General features: G+C 47.0%; 32 protein-coding genes and 1 pseudogene. 8 read left to right on the forward strand and 25 right to left on the reverse strand.

Going from position 1 to position 22292, the window contains the following annotated elements:
* Nucleotides 1–271 precede the first annotated feature (271 nt).
* Entirely contained in the window at nucleotides 272–463 is a 192-nt protein-coding gene (locus tag IM496_RS01910) for a hypothetical protein (protein ID WP_002734734.1), read from the forward strand.
* 123 nt (nucleotides 464–586) lie between these two features.
* Nucleotides 587–859, forward strand: coding sequence for a type II toxin-antitoxin system RelE family toxin (locus IM496_RS01915; protein WP_194018358.1), 273 nt, complete (start codon nucleotides 587–589; stop codon nucleotides 857–859).
* Nucleotides 860–938: 79 nt separating this feature from the next.
* On the opposite strand, the gene glmS is transcribed toward IM496_RS01915, so the two are convergent.
* From glmS to IM496_RS02030, 23 genes are all read right to left on the reverse strand, one after another.
* Nucleotides 939–2840, reverse strand: coding sequence for a glutamine--fructose-6-phosphate transaminase (isomerizing) (glmS, locus tag IM496_RS01920; protein WP_287661078.1), 1902 nt, complete (start codon nucleotides 2838–2840; stop codon nucleotides 939–941).
* 751 nt (nucleotides 2841–3591) lie between these two features.
* Nucleotides 3592–4158 (reverse strand): adenylate kinase, encoded by a 567-nt coding sequence (locus IM496_RS01925; protein ID WP_002746620.1) that lies wholly within the window; start codon nucleotides 4156–4158, stop codon nucleotides 3592–3594.
* 70 nt (nucleotides 4159–4228) lie between these two features.
* Nucleotides 4229–5548 (reverse strand): preprotein translocase subunit SecY, encoded by a 1320-nt coding sequence (gene secY / locus IM496_RS01930; RefSeq protein WP_194018377.1) that lies wholly within the window; start codon nucleotides 5546–5548, stop codon nucleotides 4229–4231.
* Nucleotides 5549–5920: 372 nt separating this feature from the next.
* Nucleotides 5921–6364, reverse strand: a complete 444-nt coding sequence (gene rplO, locus IM496_RS01935; protein WP_002796421.1) for a 50S ribosomal protein L15 — start codon at nucleotides 6362–6364, stop codon at nucleotides 5921–5923.
* Between the two features lie 10 nt (nucleotides 6365–6374).
* Complete coding sequence (gene rpsE, locus IM496_RS01940) at nucleotides 6375–6896, reverse strand: 30S ribosomal protein S5 (RefSeq protein WP_052275669.1); 522 nt, start codon at nucleotides 6894–6896, stop codon at nucleotides 6375–6377.
* A gap of 26 nt (nucleotides 6897–6922) precedes the next feature.
* On the reverse strand, nucleotides 6923–7285 hold the full coding sequence (gene rplR, locus IM496_RS01945) for a 50S ribosomal protein L18 (RefSeq protein ID WP_002746610.1): 363 nt from the start codon (nucleotides 7283–7285) through the stop codon (nucleotides 6923–6925).
* Between the two features lie 3 nt (nucleotides 7286–7288).
* The gene (rplF, locus tag IM496_RS01950; protein ID WP_104397523.1) at nucleotides 7289–7849 is read right to left on the reverse strand and encodes a 50S ribosomal protein L6; all 561 of its coding nucleotides are present in this window, start codon (nucleotides 7847–7849) and stop codon (nucleotides 7289–7291) included.
* 105 nt (nucleotides 7850–7954) lie between these two features.
* Nucleotides 7955–8356 (reverse strand): 30S ribosomal protein S8, encoded by a 402-nt coding sequence (gene rpsH, locus IM496_RS01955; RefSeq protein WP_002734721.1) that lies wholly within the window; start codon nucleotides 8354–8356, stop codon nucleotides 7955–7957.
* Nucleotides 8357–8557: 201 nt separating this feature from the next.
* Entirely contained in the window at nucleotides 8558–9097 is a 540-nt protein-coding gene (rplE, locus tag IM496_RS01960) for a 50S ribosomal protein L5 (RefSeq protein WP_002734750.1), read from the reverse strand.
* 54 nt (nucleotides 9098–9151) lie between these two features.
* Nucleotides 9152–9505 (reverse strand): 50S ribosomal protein L24, encoded by a 354-nt coding sequence (rplX, locus tag IM496_RS01965; protein ID WP_002733835.1) that lies wholly within the window; start codon nucleotides 9503–9505, stop codon nucleotides 9152–9154.
* A 73-nt stretch (nucleotides 9506–9578) separates the two neighbouring features.
* A complete protein-coding gene (gene rplN, locus IM496_RS01970) occupies nucleotides 9579–9947 on the reverse strand; it encodes a 50S ribosomal protein L14 (RefSeq protein WP_002732358.1) in 369 nt (122 codons plus the stop codon).
* A 20-nt stretch (nucleotides 9948–9967) separates the two neighbouring features.
* On the reverse strand, nucleotides 9968–10210 hold the full coding sequence (gene rpsQ / locus IM496_RS01975) for a 30S ribosomal protein S17 (RefSeq protein WP_002734070.1): 243 nt from the start codon (nucleotides 10208–10210) through the stop codon (nucleotides 9968–9970).
* 6 nt (nucleotides 10211–10216) lie between these two features.
* The gene (gene rpmC / locus IM496_RS01980) at nucleotides 10217–10435 is read right to left on the reverse strand and encodes a 50S ribosomal protein L29 (protein WP_002746608.1); all 219 of its coding nucleotides are present in this window, start codon (nucleotides 10433–10435) and stop codon (nucleotides 10217–10219) included.
* The gene (gene rplP, locus IM496_RS01985) at nucleotides 10435–10854 is read right to left on the reverse strand and encodes a 50S ribosomal protein L16 (protein ID WP_002734310.1); all 420 of its coding nucleotides are present in this window, start codon (nucleotides 10852–10854) and stop codon (nucleotides 10435–10437) included. The genes rpmC and rplP overlap by 1 nt, the downstream gene beginning before the upstream one ends.
* A 30-nt stretch (nucleotides 10855–10884) precedes the next feature.
* Complete coding sequence (gene rpsC, locus IM496_RS01990) at nucleotides 10885–11613, reverse strand: 30S ribosomal protein S3 (protein ID WP_008197249.1); 729 nt, start codon at nucleotides 11611–11613, stop codon at nucleotides 10885–10887.
* 23 nt (nucleotides 11614–11636) lie between these two features.
* Nucleotides 11637–11996 carry a 50S ribosomal protein L22 gene (gene rplV / locus IM496_RS01995; protein ID WP_002746605.1) on the reverse strand — a complete coding sequence of 120 codons (360 nt, stop codon included), beginning with the start codon at nucleotides 11994–11996 and terminating at the stop codon, nucleotides 11637–11639.
* Between the two features lie 150 nt (nucleotides 11997–12146).
* Nucleotides 12147–12428 carry a 30S ribosomal protein S19 gene (gene rpsS / locus IM496_RS02000; RefSeq protein WP_002753908.1) on the reverse strand — a complete coding sequence of 94 codons (282 nt, stop codon included), beginning with the start codon at nucleotides 12426–12428 and terminating at the stop codon, nucleotides 12147–12149.
* A 30-nt stretch (nucleotides 12429–12458) separates the two neighbouring features.
* Nucleotides 12459–13292, reverse strand: coding sequence for a 50S ribosomal protein L2 (gene rplB / locus IM496_RS02005; protein ID WP_002746601.1), 834 nt, complete (start codon nucleotides 13290–13292; stop codon nucleotides 12459–12461).
* A 33-nt stretch (nucleotides 13293–13325) separates the two neighbouring features.
* Entirely contained in the window at nucleotides 13326–13631 is a 306-nt protein-coding gene (locus IM496_RS02010) for a 50S ribosomal protein L23 (protein ID WP_002746599.1), read from the reverse strand.
* The gene (rplD, locus tag IM496_RS02015; RefSeq protein ID WP_002801915.1) at nucleotides 13621–14253 is read right to left on the reverse strand and encodes a 50S ribosomal protein L4; all 633 of its coding nucleotides are present in this window, start codon (nucleotides 14251–14253) and stop codon (nucleotides 13621–13623) included. The genes IM496_RS02010 and rplD overlap by 11 nt, the downstream gene beginning before the upstream one ends.
* 20 nt (nucleotides 14254–14273) lie before the next feature.
* Nucleotides 14274–14912, reverse strand: coding sequence for a 50S ribosomal protein L3 (gene rplC / locus IM496_RS02020; RefSeq protein WP_002734589.1), 639 nt, complete (start codon nucleotides 14910–14912; stop codon nucleotides 14274–14276).
* 821 nt (nucleotides 14913–15733) lie between these two features.
* Complete coding sequence (locus IM496_RS02025; protein WP_002746593.1) at nucleotides 15734–16072, reverse strand: P-II family nitrogen regulator; 339 nt, start codon at nucleotides 16070–16072, stop codon at nucleotides 15734–15736.
* 183 nt (nucleotides 16073–16255) lie between these two features.
* A complete protein-coding gene (locus IM496_RS02030) occupies nucleotides 16256–16741 on the reverse strand; it encodes a DUF4079 domain-containing protein (RefSeq protein WP_104397524.1) in 486 nt (161 codons plus the stop codon).
* 198 nt (nucleotides 16742–16939) lie between these two features.
* Here IM496_RS02030 and IM496_RS02035 point away from each other — a divergent pair, with 198 nt between their 5' ends.
* Nucleotides 16940–17599 carry a phosphoribosyltransferase gene (locus tag IM496_RS02035; RefSeq protein WP_194014238.1) on the forward strand — a complete coding sequence of 220 codons (660 nt, stop codon included), beginning with the start codon at nucleotides 16940–16942 and terminating at the stop codon, nucleotides 17597–17599.
* Nucleotides 17600–17713: 114 nt separating this feature from the next.
* Here IM496_RS02035 and IM496_RS02040 read toward each other — a convergent pair whose 3' ends face one another.
* Nucleotides 17714–18016 (reverse strand): YkvA family protein, encoded by a 303-nt coding sequence (locus tag IM496_RS02040; RefSeq protein ID WP_194014236.1) that lies wholly within the window; start codon nucleotides 18014–18016, stop codon nucleotides 17714–17716.
* A 244-nt stretch (nucleotides 18017–18260) separates the two neighbouring features.
* On the opposite strand from IM496_RS02040, the gene IM496_RS02045 reads away from it, so the two are divergent.
* The 3 genes and pseudogenes from IM496_RS02045 to accD all read left to right on the forward strand — a co-directional run bounded on the left by IM496_RS02045 (nucleotide 18261) and on the right by accD (nucleotide 20291).
* Entirely contained in the window at nucleotides 18261–19070 is an 810-nt protein-coding gene (locus IM496_RS02045) for a prepilin peptidase (RefSeq protein ID WP_287661091.1), read from the forward strand.
* A gap of 41 nt (nucleotides 19071–19111) precedes the next feature.
* Nucleotides 19112–19321, forward strand: a pseudogene (locus IM496_RS22600) (hypothetical protein).
* 19 nt (nucleotides 19322–19340) lie between these two features.
* The gene (gene accD, locus IM496_RS02050; RefSeq protein ID WP_194014232.1) at nucleotides 19341–20291 is read left to right on the forward strand and encodes an acetyl-CoA carboxylase, carboxyltransferase subunit beta; all 951 of its coding nucleotides are present in this window, start codon (nucleotides 19341–19343) and stop codon (nucleotides 20289–20291) included.
* A gap of 146 nt (nucleotides 20292–20437) precedes the next feature.
* On the opposite strand, the gene IM496_RS02055 is transcribed toward accD, so the two are convergent.
* A complete protein-coding gene (locus tag IM496_RS02055) occupies nucleotides 20438–20821 on the reverse strand; it encodes a Fur family transcriptional regulator (RefSeq protein WP_104397529.1) in 384 nt (127 codons plus the stop codon).
* A 31-nt stretch (nucleotides 20822–20852) separates the two neighbouring features.
* Between IM496_RS02055 and purS the strand changes: the two genes are divergently transcribed.
* Nucleotides 20853–21110, forward strand: a complete 258-nt coding sequence (gene purS / locus IM496_RS02060; protein WP_008197271.1) for a phosphoribosylformylglycinamidine synthase subunit PurS — start codon at nucleotides 20853–20855, stop codon at nucleotides 21108–21110.
* Nucleotides 21111–21224: 114 nt separating this feature from the next.
* Nucleotides 21225–21911 (forward strand): phosphoribosylformylglycinamidine synthase subunit PurQ, encoded by a 687-nt coding sequence (gene purQ / locus IM496_RS02065; protein ID WP_194014230.1) that lies wholly within the window; start codon nucleotides 21225–21227, stop codon nucleotides 21909–21911.
* Nucleotides 21912–22292 lie beyond the last annotated feature (381 nt).

The raw sequence follows: 22292 nt of genomic DNA on the forward strand, positions 1-22292 counted from the left end.
CTTTCAAGACTCGGTTAACAATTTGTAATATTCCTTGTTGACACCCTTACTGACAAAGAAAAAACTGAAATCAAGTCAGGATAAGGGTTGGAGTGCTTACTGCAAAAATTGTTAAGAAAGATCCCTATAAGGGATAGCCTTGATAAGGGGGGCATCTGATAATTTTTAACGCCTACCTACTTAAAACTGGCGAGGAGGTGGAACAAACCACAAAGACACAAAGGACACAAAGATTGATCGCTCCTATATAAGTTCAAGTTATCAAACAATTATGAAAGGAATTAACTTTGTGATTAATGAAAAAGGGGAAAAGAAAGCTGTTCTCATTGACTTAGAAGAATGGGGAGAGCTTTGGGAGGACTTTTCTGATATTTTAGTCTCTCGTAGTCGAGAAAATGAATCAGAAATTTCTTGGGATGAATTAAAACAAGAATTAGAAACAGAAAATACATTCGATGAGTAATTATCAAATTCGATTGAAAACCTCTGGGCTCTTCTGGTTTCTGTGTGTAAACGGGGTCTATACTGATAGTTTCTTCAGCAAAATAGCACTAAAAGTCTTTCCCAGTAAACATTTCACGATTCTATGATCAAAAATTATCACACAAAGTCGAGGAGAGCCATCTCTGCGGCTAAAGAATTTAAAAAATTACCTTCTTCGATTAGGCAACGGGTGAGTGACAGTCTTGAGAAATTACAGCAAGATCCCCGTCCCTCTGGTGTTGTAAAACTAAAAGGAGAAGATAAAATGTATCGGCTTCGTGTTGGTGATTACCGCATTGTTTACACAATAGAGGATAATGATAAAATAATAAAGGTTACTAGAATCGGACACCGACAAGATGTTTATCAAGAATAAAAAATTAAAATGCCCATGTAAGCTAAGACGCATTTTAACCGCCTATCCTTAGATTAGCTGAATCTCCCCCAACCGAACCCTATTCCACCGTGACACTTTTGGCTAAATTGCGCGGCTGATCCACGTCTAAACCGCGACGGTACGCGATATGATAGGAGAGCAATTGTAGGGGAATTACTGTTAAAATTGGCGATAATAATTCCTCAATTTCCGGCACATACAACAAATCATTAAAGACTTTTGGTGCTTCCGTATCGCTGTCAGCAACTACTCCCAATAACCGCGCATCCCTTGCTTTTGCTTCCTGTGCGTTGGAGAGAACTTTATCATAAACTACCCCCGGCATCGCAATCGCTACTACGGGAACTTTTGCATCTAAAAGCGCGATTGGTCCGTGTTTCATTTCTCCGGCTGGATAGCCTTCCGCATGAATATAACTGATTTCTTTGAGTTTTAAGGCCCCTTCTAAGGCAATGGGGAAATTAATCCCCCGTCCCAAGAAAATAAAGTCCTGGGTGTCATTAAATTCATGGGCCAATTCTTCGATCGCTTTTTCCTGTGTTTCTAAGACAGTTTCGATCGATCTTGGCAGCGATCGCATTTGATTAATAATTTCCTCGATTCTCTCTAAAGACAGAGTTTGACGACGATAGGATAAATCCAAAGCTAAGAGATAAAAACCCAATAACTGGGCGGTAAAACTCTTAGTTGCCGCCACCCCGATTTCGATCCCCGCCTGAGTATTAATAATCTGATCGACCATTTGTGCTAGGGTACTTTCGGGGCGATTAGTAATCCCAATAATCCGGGCCTGATATTTTTTTCCTAATCCTAAACGACGCTGTTTTTCCGTTTCCAACGCCGCTAAAGTGTCGGCTGTTTCCCCCGATTGCGTCACCCCGATAGTTAAAGTATTGGGCATCAGGGGGGTGGGTGCATAGCGAAATTCCGAGGCGTACTGTACCCTTGTGGGAATACCCGCCAACTGCTCAATCAAGTATTTACCCACTAAACTAGCGTGCCAACTGGTCCCACAGGCTAAAATCTGAATATGTTCTAAATTTTCGTAAATTTCCTCAGAAAAATTAATATTTATCGGGTTGACATTATCCCCATTTTGTGCTGTCCAATGGGGATGCAGATAGGTCCCTAAACAGTCGCGCACCACTCCGGGTTGTTCGTGGATTTCCTTGAGCATGAAGTGACGATAACCCTGTTTTTCTACGTTGGTCGGACTCCAATCGAGGACTCTGGGGCTTTTACGGACTCTTTTCCCTTCAAAATTATAAATTTCTACTCCCAAGGGTGTTAACCGAGCGATTTCGCCATTATCCAAAGACAGCACTGCCCGGGTATGGGGAACCAAAGCACTGACATCGGAGGCACAGAAAAACTCCCCTTGACCAAAACCGATGATTAAAGGGGCGTGTTGCCGCACCACAATCAATTCATCGGGATAATCGGGACTAATCACTCCTAGGGCAAAAGCACCCTCTAAACGTTCAATTGCCCTTAAAACTGCCTTGAGGAAAGGACTCACCCCTAAGTCTTCTTCATCGGTAGGTTTGGGTAGATAACTGGCGATTAGATGGGGAATAACTTCTGTGTCGGTTTCCGAGTCAAATATGCAGCCTTTTTCCTTTAATTCTGTTCTTAATGCCTGAAAATTTTCGATAATGCCATTCTGTACCACTGCCACCCGTTGACTATTATCGGTGTGGGGATGGGCATTACTTTCTACGGGTTTGCCGTGGGTTGCCCAACGGGTGTGACCGATGCCAATTTGGGAGGGATTAACTTCCTGTTCTAATTTTTCCCGCAGATTGTAGAGTTTTCCCTGGGCGCGGACTCGATGTAATTCACCTTCGAGAATTGTGGCAATCCCTGCCGAATCATAACCCCGATATTCTAAACGTTCCAATCCAGCTAGGAGAATATCGATCGCTGTTTGGGTTCCGATATAGCCAACAATTCCGCACATTCTTTCGCTGACCCCATTTAGGCTAAGTCCAATCTATTCTATCGCAAGCGTGACACTTGTTTGCTTAGAGGCCCAAGACGCAGGGGTAAGGGCAAAGTTTCCCTTCTAGGAGATTAGGGTGTGGGGTGTAGGGTGTAGGGTGTGGGGTGTGGGGTGTGGGGTGTAGGGTGTAGGGTGTGGGGTGTGGGGTGTGGGGTGTAGGGTGTGGGGAGAACAAATAAAAGCAATATAGATCACTCAGCAGCACACTTTGTTCTTTTTGTCAAAAAAACTTTCTCTTTGCAACAAAACTACACAATTAATTGATCAACGGGTTGGGTTTTAAAAGGCTCTTTAACCTCCATTTATTGCTGTTGCTGAATAGGTGAGTGTAGATTTAGCAAGGGTTTTCAGGATCAACAGATAGCTAAAACCCTAAAAAGCACAGAAAAACCCATCATTCCATACTGCGAGATTATACCATAATCGCTGGAAGTATTGCAACCTCGTAAACAAATGAGAATTATTTTCAATAAATTCTTAGGAAAAGACAATTATTGCGAAATGTAAATTTAAATATTCTCAACTATTAAAGCTTGTTTTATATAAAAAACTTATAATACTAAATCCGTTGAGTATAGGCTACATATCAGGACAGGCACTCATGCAAGAGGCAAAAGAGGGAATAAATAATCAGTTTTTAATAACTGGATTTAGTTCACAACTGACTGATCACTGATTACTGATAACTGATCACTGACTGAGGGAAACTTTACCCAGGAGTGACAACTGCTGTTAAAGCCGCCGTAACCGTGTCCATCGGTTGATTACCGTCGATATGGTTAAGAGTCCCTTTTTGACCGTAATAATCTAAAACTGGGGCAGTTTGGTCGATATAAACCTGTAGGCGACGGGAGATCGTTTCTTTAGTATCATCTTGACGACCGCGTTGCATGAGACGCTCAATTAAGACCGTATCCGGTACAGCCAAATTGACCACAAATGTGTAACTATCGGCCAATTCTTCCAGTAATGCGTCTAAAAAGCTCGCCTGTGCCACCGTGCGGGGAAAACCATCAAGAATCCAACCCTTAGCACTGTCAGGCTGTTTTAAACGTTCCTGAATTAAACCTAATAACAACTCATCGGGGACTAATTCGCCCTTTTCCACATAAGCTTGTGCTTGCTGACCAAGTTCTGTCTTCTCTGTAATTGCTTGACGTAAAATTTCACCGGTAGAAATATGGGGAATCGTCAGAGATTCCGCTAATTTTGCCGCTTGGGTCCCTTTTCCCGATCCGGGCGGTCCCAAAAATATCACACCGATCCGTTTGCTCATGGATTAAATATAGGGTTTTAAGGGAAAAAACAACCAGTAACCGGTAAAAGGTCACTGGCTGACTATCTAACTACTGTTTAATCATGCCCTCATAGCGTTGAGAGATGACATAGGTTTGAATTTGTTTCGCCGTATCGATCGCCACCCCCACCAGAATTAATAGGGAAGTTGCCCCCAAACCGCGAAAAGTGGTGACACCAGTAGCGCTTTCTACTACAGTCGGCACAGTAGCCACCAAACTTAAAAAGAGAGCGCCCAAAAGGGTGAGACGATTCAGCACCCCTTCCAGATAATTAGTAGTAGCGGTCCCCGGACGAATCCCCGGAATACTGGTCCCCATTTTTTTCAGGTTTTGGGACATATCCTTGGGGTTAACGATCAGGGAAGCGTAGAAGAAACTAAAACCGAGAATCAGTAAGCTATAAAAAGCCACATAACCCCAACTATCGGGACGCAGGGCATTAACCAACTGGACTAAAACCTGACCGACGGGGTTATCCGTGGGTAAAGCTTGCACCAATTGAAAAGGTAAGACCAACACTGCGGAGGCGAAAATAATCGGCATTACGCCCCCTTGATTGAGTCGTAGGGGTAGATAACTGGTTCTTTCCCGATAGAGACGACGACCCACCTGACGACGGGCAGAAACAATCGGAATCCGACGGGTTCCTTCCTGAACAAAAACAATGCCGATAATCATCACCAGGAAAACCAGCAAGAGAATCACCACTTGAGCGATCGCTTGTCGGCCACCCTGTTGAGCAAAAGTAATCGTATCACCGAGGGTTTTTGGTAAAACAGCGACAATGTTGACAAAAATCAGCAAAGATGCTCCATTTCCCAGACCGCGTTCCGTAATCAGTTCCGAAATCCACATCACGAACATAGAACCGGCCACTAAAGCGAGAACCGTAGCAGCGATCGAGGGTAAAGTTCCGGCCACAACGCCGTTAGCCACCAATAAACCGAGAGTAATACCGATACTTTGAATGATTGCCCAACCAAAGGCAACATAACGGGTAATTTGGGCAATTTTTCGCCGTCCTGCCTCTCCTTCATTTTTCTGTAAATCTTCCAAAGAAGGAAGGGCAGCGGTGAGCAGTTGCACGATAATTGAGGCGTTGATATAGGGAAGAATGCCGAGGGCAAAAATCCCTAACGTCGATAATCCTCCCCCGGTAAACAGGTCAAGGATTCCCAAAGCGGCGTTACTTTGAATAATTTCTGCTAATTTTGCCCGATCCAATCCGGGTATCGGTACAAACATCCCAAAACGGAGCAGAATCAGTAAACCCAATGTAACCAACAAGCGACCGCGTAAACCGGCCGCCTGTGCCATTTGCATAAACGTTTCCTGTGCCGTGGGAGCCTTATCACGACTGACGACCATTAACAGTTACCTCTAGTGCAGTTTTTTTATGGGAAAAAGTAATCGAGGGGGAAAACTTTCTCGATTTTTTTAAGATTTCCCCTGTCTTTCTTATGATATAGCAATCCGGTCTTGGGGGTTGGGTGTTAGGGTGGGGGTGTGGGGTGTGGGGTGTGGGGTGTAGGGTGTGGGGTGTGGGGTGTGGGGTGTGGGGTGTGGGGTGTAGGGTGTGGGGTGTGGGGAGAACAAAGCTGCCTTTTGCCTTTTGCCTTTTGCCTTTTGCCTTTTGCCTTTTGCCTTTTGCCCTTTGCCTTTTGCCTTTTGCCCTTTGCCTTTTGCCTTTTGCCCTTTGCCTTTTGCCTTTTGCCTTTTGCCTTTTATCTCCTGTCTCCGTTAAATTTCTTCCCAAGTACCTTGAGCGGCGGTAATTTTCTCTTTAGCACTATTGCTAAAAGCGGCGGCCTTCACCTTGAGGGGAACGGTAATTTCACCATCACCCAAAACTTTTAAAGGGCCGTCGTTACTGGTGAGAATTTTAGCTTTTAGCAGACTTTCCAGGGTAACTTCCGTATTAGCGGGTAAAGAAGCCAATTTTCTCAGATTAACAATCGTGTATTGACGGGGGTTAACCAAAGGAAAATGCTTTAACTTCGGCACCCGACGATAGAGGGGCATTTGTCCCCCCTCAAAACCGGGGCGAGTCCCTGTCCCAGAGCGAGATTTTTGTCCGCGCATTCCCAGACCGCAACTAGCGCCCTGGCCAGCCGAGATACCCCGTCCCACACGACGACGACGTTTAGTTGACCCCGGTTGGGGGGCGATTTCGTGGAGTTTCATGGTGATTTCTTTAGGTGTACAAATGTTCTATAGATACGCCTCGATCCTTGGCCACTTCCGAGAAAGTGCGGAGAGTTTCCAGGGCGTTAACAGCCGCTCTAGCGTTATTGAGGGGGTTATCGCTACCGAGTTGTTTAGCGAGGATATTTTTCACCCCAGCCAATTCTAAAACGGTACGGACAGCACCTCCGGCAATAACCCCAGTCCCCGGGGCAGCCGGACGCATAAGCACCTGAGCGCCACCGGAAGCGCCACGGGTGAGGTGGGTGATAGAACTAGCTTTAGTTAAGGAGACTTCAATTAGCTGTTTTTTGCCATCGGCCACACCTTTACGGACAGCCCCGATAACATCCCCTGCTTTGCCGACTCCCACTCCCACCTGGCCGTTTTCATTACCGACCACGACGATGGCCCGGAAACTGAGTTTTTTACCACCCTTAACCACTTTACTAACCCGGCGGATCTGGATAACCCGCTCTTGCCAAGTGGTTTCTTTTTCTTTTTCGCGGTTGCCTTTGCGACGTTTTGCCATAGTTTTATCAGTGTTGAAAGGATATTTTAGAAGTTTAAGCCGGCTGACCGAGCCGCTTCTGCTAAGGCTTTGACGCGACCGTGATAGAGATTGCCACCGCGATCAAAAACCACTTGTTCGATGCCTCTTTCTAGGGCCCGTTGGGCCACCAGTTTACCCACGGCAGCCGAGGCTTCTTGGGTAGCGGTGGATTCCAATTCCCCGCGCAAGGTTGCCTCTAGGGTAGAAGCGGCCGCGAGGGTGTGTTGGGCTACGTCGTCGATAATTTGGGCGTAGATGTGGTTATTAGAACGAAATACGGATAAACGGGGCCGTTCAGCAGTGCCATTAATTTTGCGACGCACACGCTGGTGACGACGACGGACTGATTCTTTGCGACTAAGTTTCATGGTTTATTTTTTACCTCCTTTACCGCCTTTACCGCCAGCTTTACCAACTTTGCGACGGACGACTTCACCAAGATAGCGAATCCCTTTTCCTTTATAAGGTTCGGGGGGACGAACTTCGCGGATTTTAGCGGCAATGTTACCGACCGCTTCTTTGTCGATGCCACTGACGATAACTTGGGTGTTGTTTTCTACGGCTACGGAAACACCATCGGGCATCTCCATTTCCACAGGTTTACTGTAACCAACATTAAGAACTAATTTACTACCCTGCGCCTGGGCGCGGTAGCCCACCCCTTGGATATCGAGGCGTTTTTGAAAGCCGGTAGCGACTCCTTCTACCATGTTGGCTACTAGAGTTCTACAGAGTCCGTGGCGTTCTCTGGCGGTACGGGAATCGTCTTGACGGGTAACGAGGATGGTTTCGCCATCTTTATTGATGGTGACGGCGGTGGGTAGGGTTCTCTGGAGAGTTCCTTTGGGCCCTTTGACCGTCACGGTAGCACCATCGATATCGACGGTGACTTTATTGGGAATAGGAATCGGGCGTTTGCCAATACGAGACATAACAGTTATCAGTTATCAGTGGGTCAGATATCCCGGAAGAGTTATCAGTGGGTCAGCTATCGGGTTTAAACTTGCAAAGGCTGACGGCTGATAGCTTATCCTTGTTTACCAGATGTAGCAAAGGACTTCGCCGCCAACGTTTTGTTTACGCGCTTCGCGATCAGTCATAATGCCTTTAGAGGTGGAAACAATGGCGATGCCAATGCCACCGAGGACGCGCGGTAAGTCTTTACTGTTGGAATAAACTCGCAGGCCCGGTTTACTGACTCTGGTGAGGGTAGTAATGATCGGTTGACGGTTTTTGCCTTTATATTTGAGGGAAAGAACTAATTGAGATTTAATCCCCTCACCCACTTCCTCAAAGTCAGCAATAAAGCCTTCGTCCTTGAGAACTTGGGCAATACTGCGCGTCATCCGCGTGGTGGGAATTTGAGTAGTGGTCTGCCGAACCGCGCAAGCGTTACGGATGCGGGTCAGCATATCCGAGATGGTATCGTTAGCAGACATGAATTACCTGTTTTTCTCCTAAATTGGGATCAACATCAGTGGTCAGTTATCAGTTATCAGTTATCAGATTTGAGTATTAAGTGAGTAGTATTAAATAGCAGTTTCCTGCTGTCTTTTGACTGAATCACTGTTTACTGTTTACTGTTTGCTGTTCACTGTTCACTTATTTACCGGTCACTGTTTACTTTTCTCTTGATTGATTTATCTAAAGGGCATTCCCATCTCTTTGAGGAGGGCGCGTCCTTCTTCGTCGTTTTTAGCGGTGGTGATGATTGAGATGTCCATCCCACGAATTTGATCGATTTTGTCGTATTCAATTTCAGGGAAGATCAACTGTTCACGAATGCCTAAACTGTAGTTACCACGACCATCAAAACTGTTACCACTGATACCGCGAAAGTCGCGAATACGTGGTAATGCCAGATTAATTAGACGGTCTAAAAAAGCGTACATTCGATCGCCGCGCAATGTCACCATCACACCCACGGGCATTCCTTCGCGAATTTTGAAGCCAGCGATCGCTTTTTTGGCTCTAGTCACTACTGGTTGTTGTCCAGTGATGGTGGACAGTTCCTCCTTGGAAGACTCCAAAGCTTTGGCGTTTTGTGAAGCTTCCCCAAGACCACGGTTAACGGTAATTTTGATAACTTTAGGTACTTGGTGGATATTGGTATAACCAAATTGTTCTTTCAGTTTCGGAACAATGGTTTCTTGATAGGTGGTTTTTAGTTTTTGGCTCATAGTTTTGCTGCTTGCTTTTCCTGGGCTTGGTCAGGAACTAGAATTGATGGGAAACTAATCGATAATTTCGCCAGTTTTCTTCAGTATCCGCACTTTCCGACCGTCTTCGGTAAAGGTATAACCCACCCGACTGGCGATTTTTTTCTTCTCGGAATAAAGCATCACTTTGGAACTGTGAATCGGTGCTTCGTAGGTAACGATTTGACCCGATTCCCCTTCCTGTTGGGGTTTAGTATGTTTGGTGCGGATATTAACTCCCTTGACCACCACGGTACTTTCTTGGGGTAAAGCCCGTAAAATTTCGCCCACTTTGCCCTTATCGGAACCGGCGATTACCTGAACGACATCCCCTTTTTTAACGTGCATTTTTTGCCTTTGGGGCGGGGTTTGAATGTTTTTCTTACTCATTTTTTTTTGACCTCAAGGTGTGAAAAGTTTTAGACTAGCCATCAGCCAATTGCCTTGGTACTTTTCACTTTGATCAGAGAACTTCTGGGGCTAAGGAAACAATTTTGGTGTAGTTTTTATCGCGCAATTCCCGAGCGACAGGACCAAAAACCCTAGTCCCTTTGGGATTACCGTCATTATTAATAATCACGGCGGCGTTATCATCAAAACGGATGCTCATGCCACTATCGCGACGGACGGTTTGACGGGTCCGCACAATCACCGCAGTGACCACATCGGATTTTTTCACGGGCATATTGGGGATAGCGTCCTTAACCACGGCGATAATTTTGTCACCGATGCCACCGTAGGTACAGTTACCTGTTCCCAGCACCCGCAGACACATTAGTTTCCGCGCCCCGCTATTGTCAGCGACATTTAAGTAGGTTTGTTGTTGAATCACGGTTTTTACCTAGGTGAAATTTAACTATCGGTTAATATTTCCGCCACTTCCCAACGTTTGGTTTTACTGAGGGGGCGGGTTTCACGAATGCGAACTCGATCGCCTTGTTTGGCTTGATTTTCTGCGTCGTGAGCCTTAAATTTCTGGGTTTTTACGACGATTTTGCCGTATTTAGGGTGAGGAGAGCGGTTTTCAATGGCTACCACTACGGTTTTATCCATTTTGTCGCTGACCACTACCCCAACTCTTTCTTTAACTGCCATAGCGGGTTATGCCTCCGGGGTGGACTGGGCTAGTTGGCGCTCTCGTTCTACGGTCAATAATTGGCCAAGACGGTGGCGGGTGTGTTTGAATTCGTGGGTTTTTTCCAAGCGGCGGGTGGCCTGTTGCAAACGCAATTCAAACAGTTTCTTTTTGGCATCGAGGATAGCGTCGGCGATGTCGTCATCGCTCATCTTCCTCACTTCGGCGATTTTCGGTAGAGCCATTAGACAAAATCCTCCTCGCGAGTGATAAATTTGGTCTTAATCGGTAATTTTTGGGCGGCTAGACGCATTGCTTCCCGGGCTACCGGTTCGGCTACCCCGGCAATTTCAAACATAATGAACCCCGGTTTAACCACGGCCACCCAGAATTCGGGGGAACCTTTCCCGGAACCCATCCGAGTTTCTGCAGCCCGTTGGGTGACGGGTTTATCGGGAAAAACGCGGATCCAGATTTTGCCACCCCGACGAATATAACGAGTCATTGCCCGTCTGGCGGCTTCGATTTGACGGGAAGTAATCCAACAGGGTTCGGTGGCTTGCAGGGCGAAATCGCCGAAATTAATCGTATTTCCGCCGGTGGCCAGCCCGCGCATCCGTCCGCGCTGTTGTTTGCGGAATTTTGTTCTTTTGGGACTTAACATGAGCTATTTACCACTGATAAATATTAGGGATCAACCCTCACTAGAGCGATCTTCAAACTGTTGACGGCGACGCTGTTGACGGCGCGGTGCTTGAGCGGGAACGGCGGCGGCAATTTCTTCTTGGCCGGGGATAATTTCGCCCTTAAAGATCCAAACTTTCACGCCTAGAATCCCGTAGATGGTGCTGGCGGTTTTGTAGGAGTAATCGATATCGGCCCGCAGGGTATGCAGGGGAACTCGTCCTTCCCGCACCCATTCAGTCCGAGCGATTTCTGCCCCGTTGAGACGGCCGCTAACTTGAATTTTGATCCCTTTGACTTCGGCCCTTTGCGCCCGTTGGATAGCTTGCCGCACCACACGACGGAAGGAAACCCGTCTTTCTAGTTGTTGGGCGATGTATTCGGCGATCAGGTTGGCATCGGCATCAACGCGAGCCACTTCGATGACGTTAATACGAATTTGACGCTGGCCACCGAGGGCTTTTTGCAAACCTAGGCGCAGCTGTTCGATTCCCGTGCCACCACGACCGACGACGACCCCGGGGCGAGCGGTATGGATGGAAATATCTACTTGATCGGCCTTGCGTTCGATGCGAATATCGGCGATACCTGCATTAGAGAGGTTTTTTTCGACGTAATCACGAATACGGCGATCTTCTTGCACTAATTCGGGGTAACGTTTCGCGTCGGCATACCAGCAGGATTTGTGATCTTTGATAACGCCGAGACGAAAACCGAGGGGATGGATTTTTTGTCCCATTGTGGTTTTTTTAGTTAAGGTGATTAGTCTTTGTTGCTAGGAGCGACGGCGACGGTGATATGACAGGTGGGTTTGCGAATTTGGTAGGCGCGGCCTTGGGCCCGGGGTCGAAAACGTTTTAGGGTCGGACCGCCATCGGCAAAGGCTTGGCTAACCACCAAAGTGGCGGGATCGAGTCCTTCGTTATTTTCGGCGTTGGCAACGGCGGAACGCAGGACCTTCAGAATCGGATCACAGGCCCGGTAGGGCATAAATTCGAGAATAATTAGGGCTTCCCGATAGGAGCGACCGCGGATCTGATCGAGTACCCGTCTGACTTTCAGGGGTGACATCCGAATATAGCGGGCGATCGCTTTGACTTCGTTAGAGGTATCGATGGTCATTTCAGTTATCAGTTATCAGTTAGGTAGGGTGGGTTAGGCGACGACAACTTATAAGAGTTATTAATTTATCTAGTCGCCGTAACCCACCATCTCATAGTTATCTGAACGCTGACCGGGGGCTTGACGGTCTTAAGATTACCGCCCACCGGTCTATTTCCGTCCTGCTTTTTTGTCGCTCTTGGCGTGGCCGCGGAAGGTGCGGGTGGGAGCGAATTCACCGAGTTTATGACCGACCATCTGCTCGGAAACGTAGACGGGAACGTGCTGTTTGCCGTTGTGAACGGCGATCGTGTGACCGACCATATCGGGAATGATGGTCGAGGCCCGGGACCAAGTTTTAATCACTTGTTTACTGCCCTGGGCGTTGAGTTTTTCGATTTTTTCCATCAGGTGGCCGGCGACAAATGGCCCCTTTTTCAGTGAACGACCCATAATTTTTAGTCAAAAGTAAAGTAATAGTTTCTAACCCTGGTTACGACGGCGCACGATCAGATCGCTACTGCGTTTTTTCTTGTTGCGAGTTTTGCGACCGAGGGCGGGTTTACCCCAAGGAGTCATCGGGCCGGAACGTCCGATCGGAGCGCGACCCTCTCCACCTCCATGCGGGTGATCCACTGGGTTCATGACGCTACCCCGAACATGAGGCCGTTGACCGCGGTGACGGGTACGGCCGGCTTTACCGAGACTGATGTTTCTCGCTTCGGCGTTACCGACTTTTCCGATGGTGGCGTAGCATTCACGCCGGATCATGCGTACTTCTTTGGAGGGGAGGCGGATGGTAACGTAATCGCCTTCTTTCGCTACCACTTGGGCAAAACCACCGGCAGCCCGCACCATTTGACCACCGCGACCAGGAACGAGTTCGATGTTATGAACTTCTGTCCCTAGGGGGATGCGACTTAAGGGTAGGGCATTACCCACCTCGAAGGGGGCGTTTTCCCCGGCGATGACGGTATCACCAACGCCTAAACCGGCGGGGGCGATGATGTAGCGTTTTTCCCCGTCTTTGTAGAAAAGTAGGGCAATGCGGGCGTTACGGTTAGGATCGTACTCGATCGCCGCTACTGTGGCGGGAATATCCCGTTTATCGCGACGAAAATCGATAATCCGGTAGAGGCGCTTATGGCCGCCGCCCCGGTGACGACTGGTAACGACACCGCGATTATTACGCCCTTGTTTGCTGTGTTTGCGATGAGTTAGGGACTTTTCCGGTTCGGTTTTGGTGATCTCCTTAAAGTCGGAGATGGCCGCCTGCCTTGTCCCGGGGGTTAAAGGTCTAAAAGAGCGAATACCCATAGTTTAGTTTTCCGTTATCGGGTTTCTTGGTGGTTATACGTCGGGATAGAGGGCGATCGAGTCGCCTTCCGCCAGGGTCACGATCGCGCGTTTGTATTGGGGTTTGTAACCGAGGAAACGGCCGACGCGTTTTTTCTGACGAGAGGGGCGGCTGGTGTTCACTTTCGTTACTTTCACGTCAAACAGCAATTCGATCGCCGCTTGAATTTCCGGCTTAGTCGCTTTCAATGCGACATCGAAGACGTATTTATTTTGTTCTAGGAGCAGGGTGGCTTTCTCGGTCACGATCGGCTTTAGGATCAGATCGGCGAGTTGTCTGGCTTCGGTTTTAAGCACCATAGACCTCCTCAATTTTGGCTAGGGCTGCGGCGGTGGCGATAACTCGATCGGCTAGGATGACATCATAGACGTTGAGACTATCGGCGCGAATAATTTTGAGATTGCAGATATTACGTCCCGATAAATAGACATTTTCGGGAATTTCCGTCAAAATCAGCAGAATTTTTTCCTCTGGACTGGCTCCCCAGCGACTTAAGGCAGCGGTGAGTTCCTTGGTTTTGGGTTGGGAGAATTGTTCGGCGAAGCTTTCCACCACGATAAAGTTATCGGACTGGCTGATCAAAGCGGTTCTCAGGGCTAATCTTTTCTCTTTGCGATTGACCTTAACCTCAAAATCTCTGGGTTTGGGTCCGAAGATGACACCGCCACCACGCCAGAGGGGAGAACGGATCGAACCGGCTCTGGCACGACCGGTGCCTTTTTGCCGCCAGGGTTTGCGACCACCGCCGCGCACTTCCGAGCGGGTTTTGCTGGAGGCGTTACCTTGGCGGGCCGCCGCTAGATGGCTGACGACGACGCGGTGAATTAGGTGTTTGGCGGTTTCGGGTTTAGCGGTTTTCAGTTCCAGGGTGCCTGTTCCCGCTTCTTCCCCTTGCCAATTTTTGACTGTGTAGTTAACCATGGCTTTAATCTTTCCTTGCCCTATTTACCAAATTTCTTGGCGGGGGTGATGTTTAACAGGGTTCCTGGTTTACCCGGGACGGCTCCTTTGATCAGGATCAGGTTGCGTTCGCTATCGATTTTGACCACGGACAATTTGCGGATGGTAACTTGGGTGGCTCCGTATTGTCCGGCCATTCTCTTACCCGGAAAAACGCGGCCGGGGGTAGTACCGGCACCGGTGGAACCGGGGAGACGGTGGTTTTTGGAACCGTGGGTCATGTTACCGCGTTTGAAGTTATGGCGTTTTTGATAGCCGGAGAAACCTCGTCCGATGGTGGTTCCAGCCACATCGACTAAATCGCCTTCTTGGAAGATAGCGGCGGTAATTTCTTGGCCTAAAGTGTAGGCGGATGCGTCCTCGAGGCGGTATTCGATTAAATGCCGCAGGGGGGAGACACCGGCTTTGGCTAAATGACCGAGTAGCGGTTTGTTGAGGGCTTTTTCTTTGACGGTTTTGTATCCCACTTGGATGGATTCATAACCGTCAGTTTTTTTCGTTTTGACTTGGGTGACGGGACACGGACCGGCTTGAACGACGGTGACGGGAATGGCGACTCCCGTTTTGTTGTCGAAGATTTGGGTCATGCCCAGTTTTGTACCGAGGATACCGATAGACACGGATTGTTCTCTTTATCTTTACTAGACGACAATCAAAAATAACGTGGCCGTGGCTATAGGAGCGAGAAAAATCTTTCCCGCTTTATCAGCCTGCCCAACTTGAATAACTTTTTTCGAGTTATTTAAGCTGGCATCCCGTTAAATTCGTAAGTAGGACTAGACAGGGTTGCTGGTTCTGCCTAGATTGTTGCTGGTCTTTGTTTCTTGGGGACTTAAAGGGTTTATCTTCAGTATCCCGGCGAAGACCGAGCGACCAAGGCGGTTCTGCTCGGTAGTGCCTTTAGCACCACCTAACACCGATTTTGGCCACAATCAAACATTATATAATATTTGTGACTTTTTAGGCAAGGGTTTTTTTCAGTCACCGGCAATGATCCTATCTAGTCCGGCTGAAGGAAGGGGTGACAATGAGGTTGAAGTCTAGGCTGGGTGCAGGGTCTAGCCTGTGGGTTTTTTTTGGAAAATCTCCTCGCTGTCACCCTTCAAATTGATTAACTTAATTCTCCCGTCCTCATTTCGGGGAAAGTCTCAAGGTTTTTCCTTACCCCCCACACCCTGTTTCACTTTCAATCTGCTTGTCACCCCTTCAAGTTTCTGGCACTTTTTTAGCCAAAAAATTCGCAAAACTCTTTTATAGCAAGGCTTAAACTGATATTCAGCAGATCGCGATTATAGTAGTTATCTTAATGGTGAGGTACAAAGTTTTTCTTTGGGGGAATGGGTCGTCGGTGGTCGATATCAAATTAGGTTACACTGCTTGATGGGAATTGCTTTCAATGGGGGGGGATGACAGCATTGTACTATCATCCCTTGTTTGGAGGTTAAATCGCTTGCAGGTCTTTTTCTCCGGTACGGATGCGGACGATCTGTTCCACGGGGGAGATAAAGATTTTACCGTCTCCGATTTCACCGGTACGGGCTGCCGAAATCAGCTTATCGACGACCATATCGACTTGCTTATCTTCGACGACGATCTCGATCTTGAGTTTTTGGAGAAATTCGACGGTGTACTCGGAACCGCGATAACGTTCCGATTGACCTTTCTGACGACCGAAACCTCTAACTTCGGAGACAGTCATGCCGACAATGCCCGCGTTAACTAGGGCGATTTTCACCTCTTCCAGTTTAAAGGGTCGGATAATCGCTTCTACTTTCTTCAAAATATCTATCTCCTCGTTGCGTGACGATACCTTCTTGGTGAATTAACTGTTAATTCTAAACGCAGAATCCCGACAATAGCGCTTAAAGTCATGATTTCTTCAATTATTGGCCTTGGCCACAGTCTTCTACCGTGAAAAATTTCTGGGTGGGAATTGGCCCACCCGAGGCCATGAATAAACCAACTAGAGAGATAATCCTAACTGAAGACCAAAAACACCGTGAACCAGCAGTAAAATTAGGGCAATACTGCCGATATAGGCGTGAATAGTCCGGAAAAGTTCTTTTTTACCGCCAGCGAAGCCAGTGAGGGACAATAATCCATTGAAAGCTAATAAACCGATCGCGATCGATCCTGTCCAGAAATGGCTGCTTTCAAGGATGGGATGTTTCTGCATGACTAGGGATAAAATACCGCCGGTGTAACCGAGAGTGATAAATAAAAACAGCCAGGGGGCGAGTTTGCGGTGATCAGCCCGATTTTTGGCCACTACTTCCCCATCTTGGCTTAAACGGCTTTGCCAACCGGCATAGGCAGTATAACTACCCATAACTAAAACCACGATCCCCATCATGACTGGATGTCCCCAATGAACGATCGGTTCAGGAGTTCCGAGACTGCGAAAGGCAGCGGCGATCGGCTCTAGCGCATCACTTAAACTTTGATTCATGTTTGTTACCTAACTTTACAAAACCCTTTTGCCTAAGATTTTAGCCGATCTCCGACCTGGAACAACTGCGGTTAGCCGAAAAAATGTCAAGCCTTTGCTAAATTTCTTAACATTTCCGCTAGAGATGAGCGGGGAAATATAGAATAAAGGCAGAGGAAACCAGGGATCCCCACGGGGATTAACCCCTAGGAGGGCATTATGACTTATCTGCTTAAAGATCGGCGATCAGCAGGGAGACTATTAGCTAGTTACTTGACAGAATATACCAATAGTGCTGGGTTGCTGGTGTTGGCTTTGCCCCGGGGTGGGGTTCCGATCGCCTTTGAAATTGCCCAAAGGTTGCATTTACCGCTAGATCTGTGTTTGGTGCGAAAATTAGGTGTACCGGAGCGAAAAGAGTTAGCTTTTGGGGCGATCGGTCAGAATGGTGTGCGGGTAATTAATGAAAGTATCGTTGACGACTTGCACCTATCGGAGGCGATGATGGAAAGGGTAGCAAAGGAAGAAATGATCGAATTAGAGCGACGTGATCGCTTATATCGAGGTGAACGCCCATTTCCAGTCTTGAAGGGGAAAACGATTATTCTAGTAGATGATGGGATCGCTACGGGAGCAACGATTAAAGCGGCGATTCTGACCCTGAAAGCTAGAAACCCCGCTGCTATTATTATTGCTGTTCCTATTGCGCCAGTGGAAGTCTGTGAGCAATTAGAAAAATTAGTTGATCGAGTAATTTGCCTACATAAACCCTACGAATTGAGATCGATTTCTCTTTGGTACGAGGACTTTTCCCAAACCAGCGATGAGGAAGTGCAAACACTTTTGGCCAGTGTCGATAGTTCTTTGATTCCAGTTTAGGGAATTATGAATTATGAATTATGAAGTGGGGAGACCACTTCGTGCGCGTTGCGGGGGGAGAATAAATAACAGCAATCTCCTGAAGTCAGAAGTCAGAATTAAGACTTCCGAATTCTAACTTCTGACTTCTACAGCATCGGTATCAACGGTATTGGTTGGGGAAGAAACTTCGGTTTGATTCTTAACTCCTCCTGGACGGCGATTGCGATAATCAAGAACTAATCGTGATAATTCCGTGGTTAAAAGGGTGAGGACAATCCCATCATCAATCCAACCGATAATCGGGAAAACGTCAGGAGAAATATCGAGGGGACTAAAAAGATAAACCATAGTTCCCAGAATGATAATCCAACGATATTTAGGGTGAGTAATTTTGCTGCTGTACCAGTTGTAAAAAGATTCAACAATCGGTTTCATTAATTTGTCCTCGTTCACTGGGATAATTTAATTTTGTCAGGTTCTACTTGGGGGTGATAGTGCGGTTTTACACCCATTATGTAGGGTTATCCCCGCTAATTATCCACTAAAAATGCCCCGAAGAAAATTCACCTTTAGGAATGAGCCTGAAGTATTATTACTGGATGATTAAGAGGGGAGATAGTGGCATCTTTTCCCCTATAATAGGCGATGACAAACTAATCAATTATCTGCCAGTTTAAGGATGGAAACCCTCTTTCATCTAGTTACTTTTGCCTTTGTCTTCACTTTTGGTGCCTCGGTGGGCAGTTTTTTAAACGTGGTCATCTATAGATTACCTCAGGGGATATCTCTAGTTTATCCCCCTTCCCACTGTCCGAAATGTCACCACAGGTTGGGTAAAAGCGAGAATATACCTGTTTTCGGCTGGTTATGGCTAGGAGGTCGTTGTCGCTGGTGTAAAACCCCGATTTCTGCCCGTTATCCAGCCGTCGAAACTTTTACCGGTTTGTTATTTTGTCTGGTTTTAGAAGATTTTAGCTTTTCTTGGCAGACCCTCGGCTATTGGATTCTCCTAAGTTGGTTATTAGCTTTAGCTTTGATTGATTTTGACACGATGACGCTTCCTAACTCCCTCACCCAATCGGGATTAGTTTTAGGGATAGTTTTTCAGACTCTCTTGGGTTGGCAAAATAATCAAAGTGTTATCTATCTCTTTTCAGCGATCGCTAGTGCGGTTTTAGGAGTCTGGTTATTTGATCTGATCCGGTGGGGGGGAAGTTTTGCCCTCGGACAAAGGGCGATGGGGGGAGGAGATGCCAAATTAGCGGCGATGATCGGTGCTTGGTTAGGATGGCAAGCATTATTAGTCACCGCTTTTCTGGCCTGCGCTATTGGGTCGGTGATCGGTATGACGGGCATTTTTATGGGTAAAATGGCAAAAAGACAAGCTATACCCTTTGGTCCATTTCTTGCCCTCGGCGCTCTGATGAGCGTCTTTTGGAGTGATAAGATCATCTCAGCCTATCAAACCATTTTTTTTCCTTTCTTGTAAAAAAGTTATCCTGTAATTAAATCTTGATACAATAGTCTTCCGTGTCTTGGATCACCATTAGAACAACCCCCAGTCTAGGGTAAGCCGATTGGCTACAGGAAATGCTCAAAGCTCACGACATCCCCAGTCGCGTTATCGCTATTGGCCTTGGTATTTATTGCGGCTAGGGTCATCAGGCCGCCCTACAAGTACGTCCCCAGGATCGCTGGACAGCACTTTTGTTATTAAGTCCTCTAGAAGAAAGTAGATAAATTGTCTTTATTTTAAACTATGTCTCTATTTGATTGGTTTGCAAATCGCCAAAAAACAGAACCCAAGGTTCAACAACAACAGGAACGAGAAATAGCCGATGGTTTGTGGACAAAATGCCCCAATTGCGGCGTTTTGGCCTATACGAAGGATTTATTAGCTAATCAACTGGTGTGTCTCGATTGCGGTCATCATAATCGGGTGGAAAGTGAAGAAAGAATTCGCCAGTTAGTGGATGCTAATACTTGGAATTGCCTCGATGAACAAATTCGACCGACGGATCCGCTCAAATTTCGCGATCGGAAAAGTTATAGCGATCGCATTCGAGAAACCCAAGAAAAAACCGGTCTGACGGATGCTGTCCGGACGGGAATGGGGACGATCGATGGTTTACCCTTCGCTTTAGGGGTGATGGACTTCCGTTTTATGGGGGGTAGCATGGGATCGGTGGTGGGAGAAAAACTCTGTCGTTTGACGGAACGCGCTACTGATGAAAGTTTACCCCTGGTGATCATCTGCGCTTCTGGCGGGGCGAGAATGCAGGAGGGAATGTTAAGTTTAATGCAGATGGCCAAGATTTCTGGCGCTCTTAACCGGCACCGGGAGGCAAAATTACTCTATATTCCCGTCTTGACTAATCCCACCACGGGAGGAGTCACGGCCAGTTTTGCTATGTTGGGAGATATTATTATCGCTGAACCGAAGGCTACTATCGGTTTTGCTGGTAAACGAGTAATTGAACAGACTTTGCGCGAGAAATTGCCGGAAGGTTTCCAAACATCGGAATACTTATTAAAACACGGGTTTGTCGATGCGATCGTTCCCCGTCCCCATCTCAAGAAAACCCTGGCCCAATTAATCAGTTTACATCAGCCCTTTTTCCCCTTGTTATCCCCCCTGAACAGCCATCATCAATACAGTCAACCGGAGTTAATCCCCCTGAAAACAGCCCAGGGACAAACAACAGTTTAATCCCTGTAAGACGGCCCTGGAGTTGGGAGCGCCGGAGTTGCCGGTCTGAGCTTTTGTACTAAATTTACTCGATCAGTAGTTTCAATGTAGTACAGCCCACAGCCCACACCCCGCCCCCAGGAAAAACTTTTTGTCCCAAACCCTACTTAACCGGGTTGACAGTGATCGCAAAGTCCAAAAAATTCGAGAGTATGGTAATAAACCTTGAATTGGTGGGATTTTTCGAGTTTTTCTTCCAATTCATGAACGGGACACTCATTAAAGACGATAGACCGGCCGCAATGAATACAGGTAAGATGGTGTTGGTCCTGCTGAACGGAACTGTAGAGGGATTCTCCTGTGGCTAGGGTTCTCACCTGCACTGCACCCTGTAGCTTTAGGGATTCTAGGGCGCGGTAAACAGTGGCTAACCCCATATTTTGGTCACGCTGACGGAGTTCCACAAACAATTCCTGAGCGGATACTGCCCGATTTAAGGTTTTGAGTAAGTGGATAATGCGCTCTTGCGATCGGGTGCGTTGGGATTTCATATCAAAAAGGTCAGCGATCAAAATTAATTCTATGCCAAAAAATTATCAGTGCTGTATTTATGTTACCCTGCGTCCTTCGGTTCTCGATCCGGCGGGCACGGCGGTAGAGTCGGGATTAAAGCAATTAGGTTATGATACTGTGGCTGGGGTGCGAATTGGTAAGTATATTGAGCTTACTGTGACAGCAGCGGATGAAACCAGCGCCCGCGCACAATTGGATCAAATGTGCGATCAACTATTGGCTAATCCTGTGATTGAAAATTATCGCTTTGATTTGCATTGTCAGTAGATAGGGTATAGAGATTAGGGGATAGGGAAATGGGGAAATTCACCCAATACCCCAATACCCCAACACCCATCTGATGAGAGCTTTCTGCACAATGAATTAACCAAGTTAAAAATTATGAAGTTTGGGATTATTGTTTTCCCCGGATCGAATTGCGATCGAGATGTGGCAACGGTGACGGAGGGGATTTTTCAGCAACCTACCCGCTATATTTGGCATCAAGAGACGGATTTAGGGGATGTGGATGTGATCGTGGTGCCGGGGGGATTTAGTTACGGCGATTATTTGCGCTGTGGTGCGATCGCTCGATTTTCGCCAGCAATGAAAACTGTCCGAGAAGAAGCCGAAAAAGGTAAATTAGTTTTAGGCATCTGTAACGGTTTTCAGGTATTAACGGAAATTGGGCTGCTACCCGGTGCGTTAATTCGCAATCGCGATCTACATTTTATCTGCGATCGAGTGCCGGTAAAAGTGGAAAATAATCAATCTGTCTGGACGCGGGGTTATCAACCGCAACAGGTGCTTAATTTGCCCATTGCTCACGGGGAAGGGCGTTATTATGCCGCAGAAGATACGTTAAAATCCCTAGAGGATAACGGACAAATTCTCTTTCGTTACTGTACTTCCACAGGAGAGGTGAATGAGTCAGGGAACCCTAACGGATCATTAAATAATATTGCAGGAATTACCAATAAAGCAGGAAATGTGCTAGGAATGATGCCTCATCCGGAACGGGCTGCCGATCCGCTGCTCAATTTGACCGATGGTAGTCTATTATTTCGGGAGTTGATCAATTGTTGTTGACTAGACCTCTTGTAAAAATCAAAAATTGTTGTTAGGGTCAGGAGTCAGTAGCCGGTCGTCAGGAGTCAGGAGAATTAAAAATGAATAATAATCAATTAAATGGTCTATTTACCGACTTTAGGCAATTTAATCCTTATTTTTGCCCTTTTTCAACCCTCAAGTAGTTGGGTTTTTGGGGTTTTGGGGTTTTAGTTGAAATTTCCCTGATAAGTAGCTGGTTATAATTAAATTAAAAATGGACTTTAGGTTCGATCCCCCCTGCCCCCCTTGATAAGCTATCCCTTATAGGGATCTTTCTTAACAATTTTTGCAGTAAGCACTCCAACCCTTATCCTGACTTGATTTCAGTTTTTTCTTTGTCAGTAAGGGTGTCAACAAGGA

This window comes from Microcystis sp. M049S2 (genome assembly GCF_020245625.1).
GTDB classification, from domain to species: domain Bacteria; phylum Cyanobacteriota; class Cyanobacteriia; order Cyanobacteriales; family Microcystaceae; genus Microcystis; species Microcystis ichthyoblabe_A.

Bases quoted from the DNA above. Each gene is read 5' to 3' on its own strand.
- secY (WP_194018377.1), bottom strand. From the start codon at position 5,548: ATGGTCGTCAGTCGTGATAAGGCTCCCACGGCACAGGAAACGTTTATG.
- rplF (WP_104397523.1), bottom strand. From the start codon at position 7,849: ATGTCTCGTATTGGCAAACGCCCGATTCCTATTCCCAATAAAGTCACC.
- rplO (WP_002796421.1), bottom strand. From the start codon at position 6,364: ATGAAACTCCACGAAATCGCCCCCCAACCGGGGTCAACTAAACGTCGT.
- glmS (WP_287661078.1), bottom strand. From the start codon at position 2,840: ATGTGCGGAATTGTTGGCTATATCGGAACCCAAACAGCGATCGATATT.
- rpmC (WP_002746608.1), bottom strand. From the start codon at position 10,435: ATGGCTCTACCGAAAATCGCCGAAGTGAGGAAGATGAGCGATGACGAC.
- IM496_RS02040 (WP_194014236.1), bottom strand. From the start codon at position 18,016: ATGAAACCGATTGTTGAATCTTTTTACAACTGGTACAGCAGCAAAATT.
- rplV (WP_002746605.1), bottom strand. From the start codon at position 11,996: ATGACCATCGATACCTCTAACGAAGTCAAAGCGATCGCCCGCTATATT.
- purS (WP_008197271.1), top strand. From the start codon at position 20,853: ATGCCAAAAAATTATCAGTGCTGTATTTATGTTACCCTGCGTCCTTCG.
- IM496_RS01915 (WP_194018358.1), top strand. From the start codon at position 587: ATGATCAAAAATTATCACACAAAGTCGAGGAGAGCCATCTCTGCGGCT.
- rplP (WP_002734310.1), bottom strand. From the start codon at position 10,854: ATGTTAAGTCCCAAAAGAACAAAATTCCGCAAACAACAGCGCGGACGG.
- IM496_RS02055 (WP_104397529.1), bottom strand. From the start codon at position 20,821: ATGAAATCCCAACGCACCCGATCGCAAGAGCGCATTATCCACTTACTC.
- IM496_RS02010 (WP_002746599.1), bottom strand. From the start codon at position 13,631: ATGGTGCTTAAAACCGAAGCCAGACAACTCGCCGATCTGATCCTAAAG.
- rpsC (WP_008197249.1), bottom strand. From the start codon at position 11,613: ATGGGACAAAAAATCCATCCCCTCGGTTTTCGTCTCGGCGTTATCAAA.
- purQ (WP_194014230.1), top strand. From the start codon at position 21,225: ATGAAGTTTGGGATTATTGTTTTCCCCGGATCGAATTGCGATCGAGAT.
- IM496_RS01910 (WP_002734734.1), top strand. From the start codon at position 272: ATGAAAGGAATTAACTTTGTGATTAATGAAAAAGGGGAAAAGAAAGCT.
- IM496_RS01925 (WP_002746620.1), bottom strand. From the start codon at position 4,158: ATGAGCAAACGGATCGGTGTGATATTTTTGGGACCGCCCGGATCGGGA.
- rplX (WP_002733835.1), bottom strand. From the start codon at position 9,505: ATGAGTAAGAAAAACATTCAAACCCCGCCCCAAAGGCAAAAAATGCAC.
- IM496_RS02045 (WP_287661091.1), top strand. From the start codon at position 18,261: ATGGAAACCCTCTTTCATCTAGTTACTTTTGCCTTTGTCTTCACTTTT.
- rpsS (WP_002753908.1), bottom strand. From the start codon at position 12,428: ATGGGTCGTTCACTGAAAAAGGGGCCATTTGTCGCCGGCCACCTGATG.
- rplB (WP_002746601.1), bottom strand. From the start codon at position 13,292: ATGGGTATTCGCTCTTTTAGACCTTTAACCCCCGGGACAAGGCAGGCG.
- rplD (WP_002801915.1), bottom strand. From the start codon at position 14,253: ATGGTTAACTACACAGTCAAAAATTGGCAAGGGGAAGAAGCGGGAACA.
- rplR (WP_002746610.1), bottom strand. From the start codon at position 7,285: ATGAAACTTAGTCGCAAAGAATCAGTCCGTCGTCGTCACCAGCGTGTG.
- rpsE (WP_052275669.1), bottom strand. From the start codon at position 6,896: ATGGCAAAACGTCGCAAAGGCAACCGCGAAAAAGAAAAAGAAACCACT.
- accD (WP_194014232.1), top strand. From the start codon at position 19,341: ATGTCTCTATTTGATTGGTTTGCAAATCGCCAAAAAACAGAACCCAAG.
- rpsH (WP_002734721.1), bottom strand. From the start codon at position 8,356: ATGTCTGCTAACGATACCATCTCGGATATGCTGACCCGCATCCGTAAC.
- IM496_RS02035 (WP_194014238.1), top strand. From the start codon at position 16,940: ATGACTTATCTGCTTAAAGATCGGCGATCAGCAGGGAGACTATTAGCT.
- rpsQ (WP_002734070.1), bottom strand. From the start codon at position 10,210: ATGGCAGTTAAAGAAAGAGTTGGGGTAGTGGTCAGCGACAAAATGGAT.
- IM496_RS02030 (WP_104397524.1), bottom strand. From the start codon at position 16,741: ATGAATCAAAGTTTAAGTGATGCGCTAGAGCCGATCGCCGCTGCCTTT.
- rplE (WP_002734750.1), bottom strand. From the start codon at position 9,097: ATGAGCCAAAAACTAAAAACCACCTATCAAGAAACCATTGTTCCGAAA.